Consider the following 15,669-nt stretch of genomic DNA (forward strand, 5'->3'; position numbering starts at 1 on the left):
ACGGATCGGCGGGCACCCCGCTTCTTCATCGATGAAGCACGCAGGATGGGTCCGTGCCCGACGACCGGCCGAAGACACTGCGGGACGTCGCCGCCGAGCTCGGCGTCTCGGCCAAGACGGTGTCCAACGCGTTCTCCCGCCCCGACCAGCTCTCCGCGGGCCTGCGCGAGCAGGTCCTGGCCACCGCCCGGCGGCTGGGCTACCCCGGCCCCAACCCGCTCGCCGCCGGGCTGCGCCGCGGCCGGGTCGGCGCGATCGGCGTCGCCTACGACAACGGGCTGTCCTACGCCTTCGACGACCCGGTGGCCGTGGCGCTCCTGGCCGGCGCCTCCACGGTGGCCGAGCCCGCCGGCGCCGGGCTGCTGCTGGTGCCCGGGTCGACCGACATGCACCGCCGGCTGGCCGCGGTCAACGACGCCGTCGTCGACGGGCTGGTCGTCTGCTCGCTCGGCGACGACGACCCGCTGCTGGCCGCCGCCGTCGCCCGCGGGCTGCCGCTCGCCGTCGTCGACCAGCCCCGCCCGGAGCGGCTGGCCGCGCTCGGCGCGCCCGGGACCCCGTGGGTGGGCGTCGACGACCGCTCGGCCGCGGCGGCAGTCGCCGAACACCTGCTGGACCTCGGGCACCGGCGGCTGGCCGTCGTGTCGTTCGGGATGCACCAGGAGCCGATCCGGCGCGGGCTCGCCGACCTGGAGCTGCAGGCCGCGGCCACCTACGCCGTCACCCGCGACCGGCTCGCCGGCTACCGCGACGCCGTCGAGCGCGCCGGGCTGGACTGGTCGGCCGTCCCGGTGTCCCACGGCGAGGACAGCACGCCCGCGGTCGGCGCGGCCGGCGCGGCGGCCGTGCTGGACACCGATCCCCGCCCCACGGCCCTGGTCTGCCTGAGCGACCGGCTCGCCGAGGGTGCGCTCGCGGTCGCCGCCCGCCGCGGCCTGCGCGTGCCCGACGACCTGTCGGTCACCGGCTTCGACGACGCGGCCACCGCGGCCGCGCTGGGTCTCACGACGGTGCGCCAGCCGACCCGGGAGAAGGGCAGCACCGCGGCGCGGGGCCTGCTCGAGCGCATCGCCGGCCGGCCGGCGCCGCCGCCGCGGGTGCTGCCGACCGAGCTGGTGGTGCGGACCTCGACCGGCCCGGCGCCGCGGGACTAACGGCCGCGCCAGACCGGCGGGCGGCGCTCGGCGAATGCGGTGGCGCCCTCGCGGGCGTCCTCGGAGGCGAACACCGGCTCGATGAGCTGCTGCTGCCGGGTCCAGCCCTCCTCGGCGGTCCAGTCGGCGGTGCCGGTGGCGATCTCCTTGGTGGCCGCGACGGCCAGCGGGCCGTTGGCGGCGACGACGCCGGCCAGCTCGACGGCCGCCTCGAGCGCGCCGCCCTCGTCGACCACCCGGTTGACCAGCCCGACCGCGGCGGCCCGCTCGGCGTCGACCGGCTGCCCGGTCAGCAGCATCTCCATCGCCACGGCCCGCGGGATCCGCCGCGGCAGGAACAGCGCGGCGCCGGCCGCGGCCACCAGCGAGCGGCTGACCTCGGGGACGCCGAAGCGCGCCGTCCGCGCGGCGACGACCAGGTCGCAGGCGAGCACCAGCTCGAACCCGCCGGCCAGGGCCCACCCCTCGACGGCGGCGACCAGCGGCTTGCGCGGCGGGGTCTGCGTGATGCCGCACAGCCCGCGGCCCTCGATCGCCGGGCGCTCGCCGCGCAGGAACGCCTTGAGGTCCATGCCGGCCGAGAAGGTGCCCCCGGCGCCGGTGAGCACTCCGGCCCGCAGGTCGCCGTCGGCGTCGAGCTCGTCGACGGCGGCGGCCACCCCCCGCGCCACGGCGGCGTCGAGGGCGTTCTTCGCCTCCGGCCGGTTGATCGTGATGACCTGCACGGCGCCGCGGCGCTCCACCAGCACGGGATCGGGCACCCGTCGACCTCCTCTTCTCGGCGCCCCGGTCAGCGGGGGCGGGACCACTCCTCGAGCACGGCGGCGGCGTCGGCCGGGCCCGGCGGGACGGACGCGGCGGGGCCGGCCGGGGTCCGGGAGAACCGCGGCGCCGGCGCCGCCTGCACCACCCCGTCGACCTCGGCGAACGTGCCGCGCGCGGCCAGGTGCGGGTGCGCCGGCGCCTCGCGCGGCTCCAGCACCGGCGTGACGCAGGCGTCGGTGCCCTCGAACACCCGCTCCCAGTGCTCACGCGAGTGGGCGGCGAACGCCGCGGTGAACGCCTCCCGCAGCCGCGGCCAGCCGGCCGGGTCCGACTGCGGGGGCAGGCCGGCGTCGGCGAGCCCGAGGCCGGCGAGCAGCTCGGCGTAGAACTGCGGCTCCAGCGCCCCCACGGCGACGTGCCGGCCGTCGGCGCAGGGGTAGACGTCGTAGAACGGCGCGCCGCCGTCGAGCAGGTTGGTGCCGGGCCGGTCCGACCAGACGCCCATCCCCCGCATCGACCACATCAGCTGCGAGACCAGCGCGACGCCGTCGACCATCGCGGCGTCGACGACCTGCCCGCGCCCGGACCGCGACCGCTCGTGCAGCGCGGCGAGGATCCCGACGAGCACCAGCATCGAGCCGCCGGCGTAGTCGGCGACCAGGTTCATCGGCGCCCGCGGCCGCTCCCCAGGGTGGCCGAGCGCCGCCAGCGTCCCGGTGACCGAGAGGTAGTTGACGTCGTGGCCGGCGCGGTCGGCCCACGGCCCGTCCTGGCCCCAGCCGGTCATCCGCGCGTAGACCAGCCCGGGCGCCCGCTCCAGGCAGACGTCGGGCCCCAGACCCAGCCGCTCGGCGACACCGGGCCGGAACACGTCGAGCAGCACGTCGGCGCGTGCGACGAGGTCGAGCACGAGCTCGCGGCCCCCGGCGGTCTTGACGTCGGCGGCGACCGGGCGCCGGCCGCGCAGCACGACGTCGCGCCCGGTGCCACCCACCCGCAGCGCGCCGGCGGGCCGCTCCACCCGGACGACGTCGGCGCCGAGGTCGGCCAGCACCATCGCCGCGTGCGGGCCGGGGCCGATGCCGCCGAGCTCGACCACCCGCAGCCCGGCGAGCGGCCCGGTCACGCCGCGGCCCGCAGGTGCCGGTCGAGGAAGCGGAGGATGCGCGCCCAGGCGTCCTCGGCCGAGGGCCGGTGGTAGCCGCCGCCGAGCACCCGCTCCAGCGCCGTGACCGGGCCGGGGTGCCGGTTGAGGAAGGAGTGCCCGGCGCCGGGGTACTCCCGCACGTCGTGCTCGACGTCGAGGTCGGTGAGCACCCGGTCCAGCCGGTCGGCGGCACCGCGCAGCGCCGGGTCGCGGCCGCCGTAGCTCGCCACGACCGGGCACGCCCCCGCCAGCACCCGCTCGGCGTCCCGGGGCAGGAAGCCGTAGTTGGGCGCGGCGACGTCGAACCCCCGGGTGGCGGCGACGAGCGCGAACCCGCCGCCCAGGCAGAACCCGAGGACGCCGATCCGGCCGGTGCAGTCGTCGCGGTCGGCGAGGAAGCGGCGGGCGGCCTCGAGGTCGCCGAACGCCGGGCCCTCGCCGCGGGACAGCGACCGGAAGGTCGAGCGCAGGCAGCGCCGGATCCCGCCCGCGCTGAACAGGTCGGGCGCGACGGCGAGGTAGCCCGCCGCCGCGAGCCGGTCGGCGTGGTCGCGGACGTCCTCGGTCAGCCCGAAGGCCTCGTGCACGACGACCACGCCGGGCCAGGGCCCCTCCCCCACCGGCGGGACGGCGAGGTGGGCGGACAGCTGCGGCGTGCTCACGCCACCGGGGACGACGGTGCTGGGCAGGACGGCCTCCGGGGTCTCGGACGGCGGTGTGGAGCGGTGCGGCGCGCCCGACGCTAGCCCGCTGGTGTGGCGCCCGTCTCACCGGGCCGGGTGCAGTGCGGATCACGGCCGCGGAGGTGGCACCCGGGACTCCGGAGGCGGACAGTTGGAATTGCAGACCCAGCAGGTCGGAGCCGTTGTCCTGTGACCGACACCGCACGTGGTGGGCCCGCCGGTGACGGCCGGGAGCGACCGTCGCCGCCGACCGTCGCTCGAGAGGAACCACCATGACCCGCCTGCGCTCCGCCCTCACCTCCGCCCGGGCCACCCGCGCCCGCCGCCGCGACGAGCGCGAGTTGCAGCGCGCCCTCGCCACCGCGCCCACCCAGGAGTCGGCGCACGAGATCGCCGCGCTGGCCGCCCGCCGCTGAGCCGTCCCGGCCCTCCTCCCGGCCCCGGAGCCCCTCGGCTCCGGGGCCGGCCCCGTTCCCGGACACGTGTGGTCCGGGCAACACCCCGCCGTTACGGTGGCACCCGGTGCCAGCACCGGACCCCCGGTCCGACGACAGCGGGAGACGACATGGCGGGCGCGTGGTTCGAGACGGTGGCCGAGGCGCAGCGGCGGGCGGAGCGGCGGCTGCCCAAGGGCGTCTATGGCGCGCTGGTCGCGGGGTCGGAGAAGGGCCTGACCGTCGACGACAACCTGCGGGCGTTCGACGAGCTGGGCTTCGCGCCGCACACCGCGGGCCTGTCGAACACGCGCGGGATGGCCACCACCGTGATGGGCCAGGACGTGTCCATGCCGGTGCTGATCAGCCCCACCGGCGTGCAGGCGGTGCACCCCGACGGCGAGGTCGCCGTCGCCCGGGCCGCGGCCGCCCGGAACGTGGCGATGGGCCTGTCGTCGATGGCCAGCAAGCCGATGGAGGAGGTCATCGCGGCCAACCCGAAGACCTTCTTCCAGCTGTACTGGGTGGGCGACCGCGACGCCATGGCCGCCAAGGTGGAGCGGGCCCGGCGGGCCGGTGCCGCCGGGCTGATCGCCACGCTGGACTGGTCGTTCGCCTACGGCCGCGACTGGGGCTCCCCGTTCATCCCGGAGAGGATCGACCTCGAGGCGGTCCGCCGCTACGCCCCGCAGGTCGTGCTCCGGCCGCGCTGGCTGCTGCAGTTCGCCCGCACGAGGAAGTTGCCCGACCTGTCCGTGCCCAACATGGTCGGCGACCCCGCCGAGACCCCGCCGACCTTCTTCGGTGCCTACGGCGCCTGGATGCAGTCGCCCATGCCGACCTGGGAGGACGTCGCCTGGCTGCGCGAGCTGTGGGGCGCCGACCGGCCCTTCATGCTCAAGGGCGTCATGCGCGTCGACGACGCGAAGCGCGCCGTGGACGCCGGCGTCACCGCCATCTCGGTGTCCAACCACGGCGGCAACAACCTCGACGGCACCCCCGCCTCGATCCGCGCGCTGCCGGCGATCGCCGAGGCCGTCGGCGACCAGGTGGAGGTGCTGCTCGACGGCGGCATCCGGCGCGGCTCCGACGTCGCCAAGTCCCTGGCCCTGGGCGCGAAGGCGGTCATGATCGGCCGCGCCTACCTGTGGGGGCTGGCGGCCAACGGCCAGGCCGGGGTGGAGAACGTGCTCGACCTGCTGCGCGACGGGCTGGGCTCCGCGCTGACCGGCCTGGCCCGGGAGTCCACGGCCGAGCTGACCCGCGAGGACGTCGTCGTCCCGCCCGGCTTCGAGCGGCGCCTCGGCGTGGCCGGACCCGATGCCCCGGTCGAGGCGGCCCCGGTCGAGGCGGCGCCGGTCGAGGCGGCGCCGGTGGCGTCGGCGCCCAAGCGCGCGCGGCGGCCCCGCACCGCCTCGTAGCGACGGCCATGCCGGGCGGGGCGCCTGGGGCGCCCGGTGCCCAGATCGGGGTGGTGTCGGCCACAGGAGGCTGATCGCGGGCGCCGGCCGACCTATGCTCGCGCCGTCATGGGCACGGGGAGTGCCGGAACGGTCGGGTTCCGGGTGTTGGGCGAGGTCGGCGCCGTCCGGGACGGCGTGCCCCTCGACCTCGGTGGTCGCCGGCAGCGGTCGGTGGTCGCCCGGCTGCTGGTCGCCGGCGGCCGGATGGTCCCCGCCGACGTGTTGGTCGCCGACCTGTGGCGGGCCTCCTCCCCCGCCGACGCGATGGGTTCGCTGCAGGCCCACGTCAGCCACCTGCGCCGCATCCTCGAGCCCGGCCGCGCACCCCGGACGCCGGCCGCGCTGCTGGTCACCGTCCCCCCGGGGTACGCGCTGCGGCCGGCCGAGGACGCCGTCGACGTGCTCCAGGCGCTGCGGCTGCTCGACGAGGGCGACCGGCTGGCCGCGACCGACCCGGCCGCGGCCCGGGAGCGCTACACCGCCGCCATCGACCTCTGGCGCGGCCCGGCCTACGCCGAGTACGCCGACGAGCCGTGGGCCGCCCCGGAGGCCGCCCGCCTCGACGAGCTGCGGCTGACCGCGGTCGAGCGGCGCGCCGCGGTGGCCCTCGACGCCCCCGGCGGACGCGACCCCCTGCCGCTGCTGCGCGCGCACGTGGCCGAGCACCCGCTGCGGGAGGAGGGCTGGCGGCTGCTGGCCCTCGGCCTCTACCGCGCGGGCCGGCAGGGCGAGGCCCTGGCCGCGCTGCGCGAGGTCCGCACCCGGCTCGCCGACGAGCTCGGCGTCGACCCCGGTCCGGAGCTCCGGGCGCTCGAGGAGGCCGTGCTGGCCCAGGCGCCCTCCCTGCTCCCGGCCCGCCCGCCCGCGCCCGCCGTCGGCCGGCCCGCCGCCGTCGCCCCGGCTCGCCCGCCGGCGGCCGCCGCGGCCGCGGCGCCCGTGCCGCCGGCGCCGCGGCCGGTCGGCCGGGACGCCGAGCTCGCCGCGCTCGAGGCGGCCGCCGGCCGCGCCGCGGAGGGCCGGCTCGAGGTCGCCGTGCTCGCCGGGGAGGCCGGCAGCGGCAAGACCACGGTGCTCGAGCACCTGCGCGCCGAGTACGCCGGCCGCGGCTGGACCACGCTCGCGGTGTCCTGCCCCGAGACCGACGGCGCCCCGCCCGCCTGGCCGTGGGCCGCGGCGCTGCGCGCGCTGGCCGCCACCGCCCCGCCGGAGGACCCCGCGCCGCTGACCCCGCTGCTGACCGACGACGTGCCCGCCGAGACCGGCGGTGACCCGACCGGCAACCGGTTCCGGCTGCACCGCGCGGTGGCCGGCTGGCTGGCCGCCGTCGCCGCGGCGACCCCGCTGCTGGTCACCGTCGACGACCTGCACCGCGCCGACCGCGAGAGCACCGCGCTCCTGCTGGACCTGCTGCCGGCCCTGGCCGGGTGCCCGGTGCTGGTGGTCGCCGGGCACCGGCCCGAGGAGAGCTCCGGGCTGGCCGACGTCCTGGCCGCCCTCGCCCGCCGCTCCCCCCTCGGCCTGCGGTTGCGCGGCCTCGAGCGTCGCGCCGTCGACGCGCTGGTCGAGGACTGGGCGCTCACGCCGGTCGACGGCCGCACCCGTGCCGCGATCGCCGCCCGCGCCGACGGCAACCCCTTCTACGTGCGCGAGCTGCTGCGGCTGGTCGACGCCGGCGCCGACGTCGACGCCGTCCCCGGCACCGTACGCGACGTGGTGCGGCACCGGCTGGCCTCGCTGCCCGCCCGCACCGGCACCCTGCTGCGGCTGGCCGCGGTCGTCGGGCGCGACGTCGACGCCGAGGTGCTGCTGGCCGCGGCCGCCCCCGCCGGCGGCGCGGACGACGACGAGGACGCGCTGGTCGAGGCGCTGGAGACCGCGCTGGTCAGCGGCCTGCTCGTGGAGCCCGGCCCGGGCCGGCTGCGGTTCGTGCACGCGCTGGTCCGCGACACGCTCTACGAGGACCTGTCCTCGCTGCGCCGCACCCGGCTGCACGGGCGGGTGGCCGCCGTCCTGGAGCGGCTGCGGCCCGACGACGTCACGGCGCTCGCCCACCACACCGCCGCGGCCGGGCCGGGCTCGGCCGCGGCGGCGGCGCGCTGGGCGCAGGCCGCCGCCGAGCTCGCCGAGCGGCGTTTCGCCCACGCCGACGCCGCGGTCATGTGGGGCCGGGCGGCCGAGGCCACCGCGACGGCCCGGCCGGGCGACGCGGCGGGGCTCGCCCGGCTGCTGGCCGCGCAGGCGCACGCCGACGCGATGGCCGGCGCCGTCGGCGAGGCCCGCGCCCTGCGCACCCGGGCGCTGGCGGTGCTGCCCGAGGACGCGCCGGCCGCGCTGACCGCGTCGGTCCTGCTGTCCTCGGACGTGCCGACCTTCTGGAACGCCTGGGTCGACCCCGTCGACGACCGGTTCGTCGCGCGCACCGAGCGCGCCGTCGCCGGGCTGCCGGCCGGGGACCCGCAGCGGGCCCGGCTGCTGGCGATGCTCGCCGTCGAGCTCGAGGAGCGGCACGAGGAGCGGGCCGTCGAGGTGTCGGCCCAGGCGCTGGCCGAGGCCCGCCTCGGCGGGGACCGGCTGGCGCTGGCCCACGCCCTGACCGTCCGGCAGTTCCACGCCGTCCGCGGGTCCGACCGCAGCGAGGCCACCGCGCTGGGCAGCGAGCTGCTCGCCCTGGCGCAGCGCGAGGGCTTCGGCCTGTTCGAGGCGGTGGCGCGGCTGGTGCTGCTGCAGGACACCTGCGCGGTGCTCGACCTCGAGGCCGCCGACCGGCACGCCGGGGAGGCCGAGCGGCTGTCCGCCGCCTACGGGCTGCCGCTGCTGCACGGCATCGCCCGCTGCTACGCCGGCCTGCGCGCCGCCGTCGCCGGGCGGGTGGCCGAGGCCGAGGCGGCGTACCGCGTGGCCGAGCAGGCCCTGCTCGACGCCGGCTACTACCCCCAGGTGGCGCGGGCCCTCCGGCTGACCACGCAGCTGTCCCTGCAGCTCGCCGACCCCGCGGCCCGGCCGGTCGCCCCCGAGGAGCTGGCCACCCTGGCGCCGATCTCGCCGGAGCTCGCGACCGAGTTCCAGGCCCTGGCGCTGGTCCTGGCCGGGCGGGTGGAGGAGGCGCGGACGCTGGGCCCGTCGCGCCACCGGGTCACGCGGGACCTGTTCACGCCGTTCCTCCAGTACTGCCGCGGCGTCGTCGGGCTGGCCCTGGGCGACGCCGACCGGATGGCCGAGGCCGAGGCCGAGCTGCTCCCCTACCGGGACACCGTGTGCGGGACGCACACCGCCCAGCTGGCCTTCGGCCCGACGGCGACCCTGCTCGCCCGGCTGGCCGCCGCGCGGGGTGACACCGAGGCCGCCGCGGCCCACCGCGAGGTCGCCGTCGCCGTCGCCGAGCGGACCGGGCACCCGGGCTGGATCGCGGCCGCCCACGCCGCGCCGGGGGTGCCGGGCTAGGAGCCTGCGACCAGGTCGCGGCGGCGCCGCCAGCCGGGCCCGGCAAGCCGCAGCAGCAGCCGCAGCGGCAGCGGGGTCGCGGCGAGCAGCCCGGCGCGCTCGCCGGGCGTGCCGCAGGCGTCGGCGAGCCAGGGCAGCGTGAACGCCGCCTGCCGGAGGCCGGCGCCGCGTGCGCAGAGCGCCTCGTAGCGGGCCAGGTCGCGGGCCGACACGCACCGGCGCACCGCCGGGAACACCTCGCGCTCCTCCTCGGCGACGTGCTCGTCGAGCGCATCGGCCAGCTCGCGGAGGACGGCCGCCGCGTGGCCGGCGTCCGGGCCCGCGGCGGCGAGCGCCGGCAGCACGGTCGCCGCCCGCCCGAGCAGCGCCCGCAGGGCGGTGTGGTCCTCGGTCAGCGGCTCCAGGTCGGCGGCGTGCGTGCCGGCGCAGGCCGCGACCACCGGCCACAGCACGGCGTCCTCCCGCTCGGTGTGCGCCCGCACCTCGCGCAGCACGCCCCGCCCGAAGGCGACCAGCGCCCGCCGCCGCTCCGGCGGCCAGCCGTCGCCCCCGGTCTGCTCGGTGGCCCCGGCGGCGGCGTCGGCCAGCAGCCGGCAGCCGGCCCGCAGCGCGCGGTGCGCCAGCGCCAGCCGGGAGACGTCGGCCTCGGGCTCGCCGGGCCGGCGGGGGGTGACGGGGAACGGCAGCGGCGCGGTCGCGGTCACCGGACGACCGTCCCGCGGCCCGGTTGCCGGTGACTTGCGACCGACTACCGCCGGCGCCGGAAGAGCCGGGCACCCCCGGGAGTTGCACCGGGCAACGATCGCCGTCGTCCCAGGAGCTCCCCCATGCGCATCCCGCTGTCCGTGCTCGACCTCGCCCCCGTCGCCCGCGGGGAGACCGTCGGGGAGAGCATCGCCGCCAGCGTGGCCCTCGCGCAGCGGGCGGAGGAGGCCGGCTACCGCCGGGTCTGGTACGCCGAGCACCACAACATGCCGGCCATCGCCTCGTCGGCCACCAGCGTGCTCGTCGCCCACGTGGCCGCCCACACGCGCACCATCCGGCTGGGCGCGGGCGGCGTCATGCTGCCCAACCACTCACCGCTGACCATCGCCGAGCAGTTCGGCACGCTGGCCTCGATCCACCCGGGCCGGATCGACCTCGGCCTGGGCCGCGCGCCGGGCTCGGACCAGAACACCGCCTGGGCGCTGCGCCGCGACCCCGCGGCCGCCGACCGCTTCCCGCAGGACGTGCTGGAGCTGCAGGGCTACCTGACCGGCCGGTCGCGGGTGCCCGGCGTGGAGGCCGTCCCCGGTCGCGGGACCGACGTGCCGCTGTACGTGCTCGGCTCGTCGATGTTCGGCGCCGGCCTGGCCGCCGCGCTCGGCCTGCCCTACGCGTTCGCCTCGCACTTCGCCCCGCAGCTGCTCGAGCCCGCGGTGGCCGCCTACCGGCGCGACTTCCGCCCGTCCGAGCAGCTCGACGCGCCGTACGTCATCGCCGGGGTCAACGCGATCGCCGCCGACAGCACCGAGGCCGCGCGGGCCGCGCTCGCCGCCACCCGCCGCCGGCTGGCCGTCGGCCTGTTCGGCCAGGGCCGCGACCTCGACGACGCCGCCGCCGACCTGCTGCTGGAGTCGGGCGCGGGCCGGCAGGTGGACACCATGCTCACCCACACCGCGGCCGGCACCCCGGCGGAGGTCCGCGAGCAGCTGACCGCGTTCGCGCGGCAGGCCGACGCCGACGAGCTGATCGTCGCCCACCAGGTCCCCACCGCCGAGGGCCGGCTGCGCTCGGTGACCCTGGTCGCCGAGGCGATGGACGCCGTCGCCGCCTGAGACGTCCTCCCTCAGGGGAGGTACCGGGTCTGGCCGTGCGGTCCGCCGAAGAGCAGGACCTTGGCCGGCGTGACCCGGTAGACCAGCGCACCGCCCTCGGTTGCGCCGCCGGAGTCGCTGACCTCGACGAACTCCTCGCCGTGCACCTCGAAGTGCCAGTCGTCGCCGTACTTGGCGTACCAGGCGCCCGCGAGCGCCTGCAGCTCCTGCGGGTCGGTCACGCGCGTCGCGGTGCCCTCGACCACGACGTCGAGACCGCTGTCCCAGCCGTGCGCGCCGGTGCTGCCGGTGGTCACCGCCACGTGCGGGTTGCCGTCGAGGTTGCGCTTCTTCTGCTCCCCGGCGCCGGTGCAGAACGCGAAGCCGTCCTGCCAGACGCCCACCAGCGGCACCGCGTGCGGGCGCCCGTCGGCCCGGACGGTGACCACCCAGTAGAGCTGGGCGTCCGCGAGCAGCCGTTCGACGTCGGCCCACGGCGGCGCCGTGGCCGACGCGTCGCCGTAGCGGGGGTCGATCTCGCCGGTCGTCATGTCGGTTGTGACCGGTCCCGGCGCGGCGACTCATCGCCCGCGCCGGGTCAGCCCTCCGGGGTGCCGGTGCAGGCGAACAGGAACGCCGGCGGCACGTTCCACGGCGTGACGCGGGTGCGCACCTCGGCGAACCGGCGGCGCAGCTGACCGAGGACCAGCGGCGAGTACTGGATCACCAGCGCCGTCCCGCCGGGGCGCAGCGCCAGCGGGAGCTCGTCGAGCAGCCGGTGGCGCAACCCGGCCTCCAGCGAGGTGAACGGCAGCATCGAGACGACCACGTCGGCGCGCTCCCCGTCGAGGTGGGCGCCGAGGTCCTCCGCCGAGCCGCAGACGACCTGCAGCCGCGGGTCGACCGAGCGCTCGGTGAGCAGGCGGGCCAGCCGCGGGTCGATCTCGACGGCGACCAGCCGGGCGTCCGGGCCGAGCCGGGCGAGGATCTCGCGGGTGGCCACCCCGGTACCGGCCCCGAGTTCGACCACCAGCCGGGCCGCCGGGACGTCGGCGAGGTCGAGCATGGCCCGGACCGCGGTCCGGGACGTGGGCAGCACGGCGCCGATCTGGCGCGGGTTGCTCGCGAACGCGCGCAGCAGGCGCAGTCCGTCACCGAGGGCGTGGGTCACCGTCACTCCCGTCCGCCGCGCCGTCCGCGCCGCTGCCCGGACCCTGTCACGGACCGGTGGCCGTCGCCGCCCGAGCACCGTCCGCCCGGTGCGCGTCGAGCCAGGCGACGACGTCGGCCAGGACCTCGTCCTTCTCCGGCTCGTTGTGCGGCTCGTGGTAGAGCCCGTCGTAGACGCGCACCGTCAGGTCCGGCGAGCCGGCGTGCTCGCGGACGACCTCGCTGGCCGCCGGCGGCATCAGCCGGTCGTCCCCGCCGTGGATGACCAGCAGGGGCAGGCGCAGCCCGCGCAGCCGGTCGGGCATCCCGGCGGCGCCGAGCATGATCGCGGTGCCGGTGCGCGCCACCATCCTCCGGTTGTGGTTCAGCGGGTCGGCCCGGTAGGCGGCGACGACCTCGGGGTCGCGGCTGACCGTCTCGGCGTCGAGGGTGAGCACGCCCAGGCCCGGGGCCAGCCGGGACAGCAGCGGCGCGACCGCGCGCTGCACCGGGGTGGCGCTGCTGGTGTCGAGGGCCGGGGCGGACACGACGGCGCCGGCGACCCGCTCGTGCGGCGTGCCGGTCAGGTACTGCAGCGCGACCAGGCCGCCGAGGCTGTGGCCGTAGACGAACAGCGGGACGCCGGGGTGCCGGTCGGCGGCCGCGCGGGCGGTCTGCGCGACGCCCTCGACGGCCGCGGCCAGGCTGCGGATGTCGCCGCGGCGGCCCGGGGAGCGGCCGTGGCCGAGGTGGTCGGGCGCGTAGGAGGCGTACCCGGCGGCGCCGAGGCGCTCGGCCACGTGCGCGTAGCGACCGCCGTGCTCGTGCGCGCCGTGCACCAGCACCACGACGCCGACGGGGTCGGGCACCGTCCAGCCCTGCCAGTACTGCCCCGACGGCAGGCTGCCCTGCCCGTGCCTCACCGCTGTCGTCACGCGTCCTCCCGGTCCGGTCGTACCGGCGCCAGACCGTAGCCGGTCGCCGGCCGGACCCGGCTCCCGGTCAGGGGACGACCGGCTCCACGTCCCGCGTGCAGAACATGCAGACCGAGGCGTCGACCGGGATGAAGCTCTTGCAGTGGTCGCACTCCCGGTTGCCCTGGGCGCCGGCGGTCTCCCGGCCGGTGGCCCGGCGGATCGCCTGGACCAGGAACATGATCGTCACCGCGAGCAGCAGGAACGAGACGAACGCGGTGAGGAACGACCCGTAGCGGATCTGCGCGCCGTTGACGGTGAGCACCAGGGCGTCGAAGTCGGGCTGGCCGAAGACCGCGGCGACCAGCGGCAGGATCACGTCCCCGACCAGCGACTCGACCACCGTGGCGAAGGCCGCTCCGATCGCCAGGCCGACCGCGAGGTCGACGAGGCTGCCGGAGAAGGCGAAGTTGCGGAAGTTGGTCAGCAGCGTGCGCACGGGGGTCCTCCCTGGCCGGTCCGGGTCGGCGGGGAGCGTAGGGCCGGCCCGCGGTCAGCGCGGCTCGGCGGCCGGCGCACCGTCGGCGGGACCGGGGCCGAGGTCCCGCTGCAGCCAGGTGACGTCGTGCCAGGCACCGGCCTTCCAGCCGACCCGACGGTAGGTGCCCACCGGCTCGAAGCCGAGGGCGCGGTGCAGGCCCAGGCTCGCCTCGTTGGGGAGGGCGACGCCGGCCAGCGCCCGACGGTAGCCGCGCGCGGTGAGCCGCTCGAGCAGCGCGCCGTAGAGGGCCCGGCCGGCACCGGTGCGCCGGCGGCCCGGCTCGAGGTACACGCTCACCGTGCACGACCAGCGGTAGGCCGCGCGGCTCGTGAACGGCCCGCCGTGCGCGAAGCCGCGCACCGCGCCGTCGGCCTCGAGCACCAGCCAGGCGTGGTGCTCCTGCGCCGCGGCGATGCGCGCGGCCATCTCCGCCGCGGTCGGCGGCTCGGTCTCGAAGGAGACGGCGGTGCCGGTGACGTAGGGGGCGTAGACGTCGCGGCAGGCGGCGGCGTCGGCGGGGGTCGCGTCACGGACAGTGCCGGTCACTTCCCCGACGCTAGCCGCACGCCGAGCCCTGTCCGAGCGCTGCGTGTGCGCGGCATCACTCTCACGTGTCGAGATGCGGGCGTGTCGCGCCTCCGGGTGGCACGATCGGCCCACCCCGCAGACCGGCGCATCGAACGACCGGGGCGCCCTCAGTCTCTCGGACCCGGAGCCCGCTCCGGCTGGAGGTGCCGCGGTGCACGCTGTGACCACCGCCGTCCCCGTCCCCCGACCCCGTCCCGACCTCGCCGCCTGGCTGCTCGGCGCGGCCCGTCGGTGGCACGCCGCCGACGACCCGGCCACCGCCGTCCGGGCCGTGCTGGAGGACGTGGCGGCCCTGCTGCCGGCCGGCGCGTCCGCGTCGCTCACGCTGCTCGGCCCCGGCCGGCGGCCGCTCGCGCCGGAGGGCGACGCCGGGCCGGCCGCTGCCCTGGACACCGCCCAGGTCGGCAGCGGGCAGGGGCCGCTGCTGGACGCCCTGGCCGGCACCGCGGCCCGCAGCGGCGACCTCGGCCGCGACCTGCGGTGGCCGGCGCTCGCGGCACCGGCCGCCGCCGCCGGCGTGCGCACGGCGACCTGCCTGCCCCTCGACACCGGCACCGAGGTCCTCGGCGCACTGTCGGTGTACGCGACCGGCCCGGTCGCCGACCGGGCGGTGCTCGTCCCGGTCGCCGGGCAGGCCGCGCTGGCGCTGTCCGCGGTCCGGCGCACCGCCAACCTGGCCGTGGCCCTGGAGAGCCGCGACCTCATCGGGCAGGCGAAGGGCGTGCTGATGGAGCGCCACCGGATCACGGCCGACATCGCGTTCGGCATCCTCGTGCGCGCCTCACGGGACACCCAGCGCAAGGTCCGCGACGTCGCCGCGCTGGTCACCGAGACCGGCGAGACGCCGCCGCCGGCCGGGGACGGCTGACCGGCCGGTGACCGGCCGGGCGCCCGCTGGTCGCGGGGCCCGGCCGGCGGCGGCTACGAGGGCAGCAGCCGGCCCAGCACGCCCTTCGCGGTCGACCCGAGCCGGTAGGACTGCACCAGCCAGGCGTTGCAGACGATGACCGCGCCGGCCAGCGTCGGGACGGCGGCCTGCGCGACCCGCTGCCGCCCCTGCCACCTCGCGATCTCCGGCGGGGTGCCCGCCGAGGGCAGGGTCGCGTCCTTCACGTCGAGCCCGCCGCCGTCGCGGTTCGCCTTCTCGGCCAGCTCGCCGATCTTCTTGCCCGTGTACGCGGCGTAGGCCGTCGCGCCGGCCCCGGCGACGGTGAGCGCGGCCTTGAGCGCGCCGACCGACCCGAAGCCCTTCTGCAGCGCCAGCCGCCGGCCGCCGACGCGGGTCAGCTGCAGCCCGGACCCCAGCGTGGCCGCGATGCCGCCCCACTGCGCCGGGGAGAACCGGCTCCAGGCCGAGCTGGCCACCCGGACCTTGTCGATCCCGGTGGTCAGGTCGCTGCCGGACTTGTTCACGCCGGCGATCCCCATCACCGCGCCGCCGAACCACAGCGCCGTGCCGAGGTCGTGCACCGCCTGGGCCACGAAATGGTTGTCCGTCGTCTTCGTCACGAGTGCTCCTGCCCGGGTGCGCGGTCGCACCCGTCGAACGTCCCCGGCGTCCCCGCTGCTGAGGGCCGGTCCGGTCCGGCTACCC

16 protein-coding genes are annotated in these 15,669 nt (G+C 78.1%); 6 read left to right on the forward strand and 10 right to left on the reverse strand.

Going from position 1 to position 15,669, the window contains the following annotated elements:
- Positions 1-53 precede the first annotated feature (53 nt).
- The gene (locus ACI79O_RS00545; RefSeq protein WP_456913089.1) at positions 54-1,154 is read left to right on the forward strand and encodes a LacI family DNA-binding transcriptional regulator; all 1,101 of its coding nucleotides are present in this window, start codon (positions 54-56) and stop codon (positions 1,152-1,154) included.
- Here ACI79O_RS00545 and ACI79O_RS00550 read toward each other — a convergent pair.
- From ACI79O_RS00550 to ACI79O_RS00560, 3 genes are read right to left on the reverse strand one after another with little or no spacing between them, the layout of a single operon-like run.
- Positions 1,151-1,915 carry a crotonase/enoyl-CoA hydratase family protein gene (locus ACI79O_RS00550; RefSeq protein ID WP_456885849.1) on the reverse strand — a complete coding sequence of 255 codons (765 nt, stop codon included), beginning with the start codon at positions 1,913-1,915 and terminating at the stop codon, positions 1,151-1,153. The genes ACI79O_RS00545 and ACI79O_RS00550 overlap by 4 nt on opposite strands.
- Before the next feature lie 29 nt (positions 1,916-1,944).
- Positions 1,945-3,045, reverse strand: a complete 1,101-nt coding sequence (locus ACI79O_RS00555; RefSeq protein WP_456885850.1) for a CaiB/BaiF CoA transferase family protein — start codon at positions 3,043-3,045, stop codon at positions 1,945-1,947.
- Complete coding sequence (locus ACI79O_RS00560) at positions 3,042-3,728, reverse strand: dienelactone hydrolase family protein (protein ID WP_456885852.1); 687 nt, start codon at positions 3,726-3,728, stop codon at positions 3,042-3,044. Before ACI79O_RS00560 ends, ACI79O_RS00555 begins: the two co-directional genes overlap by 4 nt.
- Positions 3,729-4,021: 293 nt before the next feature.
- On the opposite strand from ACI79O_RS00560, the gene ACI79O_RS00565 reads away from it, so the two are divergent.
- From ACI79O_RS00565 to ACI79O_RS00575, 3 genes are all read left to right on the forward strand, one after another.
- Positions 4,022-4,165 carry a hypothetical protein gene (locus ACI79O_RS00565; protein WP_456885854.1) on the forward strand — a complete coding sequence of 48 codons (144 nt, stop codon included), beginning with the start codon at positions 4,022-4,024 and terminating at the stop codon, positions 4,163-4,165.
- A 149-nt stretch (positions 4,166-4,314) separates the two neighbouring features.
- Positions 4,315-5,604, forward strand: coding sequence for a pre-mycofactocin synthase MftD (gene mftD, locus ACI79O_RS00570; RefSeq protein WP_456885856.1), 1,290 nt, complete (start codon positions 4,315-4,317; stop codon positions 5,602-5,604).
- A gap of 108 nt (positions 5,605-5,712) precedes the next feature.
- Complete coding sequence (locus ACI79O_RS00575) at positions 5,713-9,087, forward strand: BTAD domain-containing putative transcriptional regulator (RefSeq protein WP_456885857.1); 3,375 nt, start codon at positions 5,713-5,715, stop codon at positions 9,085-9,087.
- Here the strand turns inward: ACI79O_RS00575 and ACI79O_RS00580 are convergent.
- The gene (locus ACI79O_RS00580; protein ID WP_456885859.1) at positions 9,084-9,791 is read right to left on the reverse strand and encodes a hemerythrin domain-containing protein; all 708 of its coding nucleotides are present in this window, start codon (positions 9,789-9,791) and stop codon (positions 9,084-9,086) included. The two genes, ACI79O_RS00575 and ACI79O_RS00580, sit on opposite strands and share 4 nt — an antisense overlap.
- A 123-nt stretch (positions 9,792-9,914) precedes the next feature.
- Here ACI79O_RS00580 and ACI79O_RS00585 point away from each other — a divergent pair, with 123 nt between their 5' ends.
- Positions 9,915-10,904 (forward strand): LLM class flavin-dependent oxidoreductase, encoded by a 990-nt coding sequence (locus ACI79O_RS00585; RefSeq protein WP_456885862.1) that lies wholly within the window; start codon positions 9,915-9,917, stop codon positions 10,902-10,904.
- Between the two features lie 11 nt (positions 10,905-10,915).
- Here the strand turns inward: ACI79O_RS00585 and ACI79O_RS00590 are convergent, their stop codons facing one another.
- From ACI79O_RS00590 to ACI79O_RS00610, 5 genes are all read right to left on the reverse strand, one after another.
- A complete protein-coding gene (locus tag ACI79O_RS00590) occupies positions 10,916-11,434 on the reverse strand; it encodes a pyridoxamine 5'-phosphate oxidase family protein (protein ID WP_456885863.1) in 519 nt (172 codons plus the stop codon).
- A gap of 47 nt (positions 11,435-11,481) precedes the next feature.
- Positions 11,482-12,054: a class I SAM-dependent methyltransferase gene (locus ACI79O_RS00595; RefSeq protein WP_456885865.1), complete on the reverse strand. Its 573-nt coding sequence runs from the start codon at positions 12,052-12,054 to the stop codon at positions 11,482-11,484.
- A gap of 46 nt (positions 12,055-12,100) precedes the next feature.
- On the reverse strand, positions 12,101-12,967 hold the full coding sequence (locus ACI79O_RS00600; RefSeq protein ID WP_456885867.1) for an alpha/beta hydrolase: 867 nt from the start codon (positions 12,965-12,967) through the stop codon (positions 12,101-12,103).
- 67 nt (positions 12,968-13,034) lie between these two features.
- A complete protein-coding gene (mscL, locus tag ACI79O_RS00605) occupies positions 13,035-13,445 on the reverse strand; it encodes a large conductance mechanosensitive channel protein MscL (protein ID WP_456868828.1) in 411 nt (136 codons plus the stop codon).
- 54 nt (positions 13,446-13,499) lie between these two features.
- Positions 13,500-14,033 carry an N-acetyltransferase family protein gene (locus tag ACI79O_RS00610; protein ID WP_456885869.1) on the reverse strand — a complete coding sequence of 178 codons (534 nt, stop codon included), beginning with the start codon at positions 14,031-14,033 and terminating at the stop codon, positions 13,500-13,502.
- Between the two features lie 193 nt (positions 14,034-14,226).
- Here ACI79O_RS00610 and ACI79O_RS00615 point away from each other — a divergent pair, with 193 nt between their 5' ends.
- Positions 14,227-14,943 carry a GAF and ANTAR domain-containing protein gene (locus ACI79O_RS00615; protein ID WP_456885871.1) on the forward strand — a complete coding sequence of 239 codons (717 nt, stop codon included), beginning with the start codon at positions 14,227-14,229 and terminating at the stop codon, positions 14,941-14,943.
- A gap of 53 nt (positions 14,944-14,996) precedes the next feature.
- On the opposite strand, the gene ACI79O_RS00620 is transcribed toward ACI79O_RS00615, so the two are convergent.
- The gene (locus tag ACI79O_RS00620) at positions 14,997-15,584 is read right to left on the reverse strand and encodes a hypothetical protein (protein ID WP_456885873.1); all 588 of its coding nucleotides are present in this window, start codon (positions 15,582-15,584) and stop codon (positions 14,997-14,999) included.
- Positions 15,585-15,669 lie beyond the last annotated feature (85 nt).

The organism is Geodermatophilus sp. SYSU D00696, from assembly GCF_054050235.1.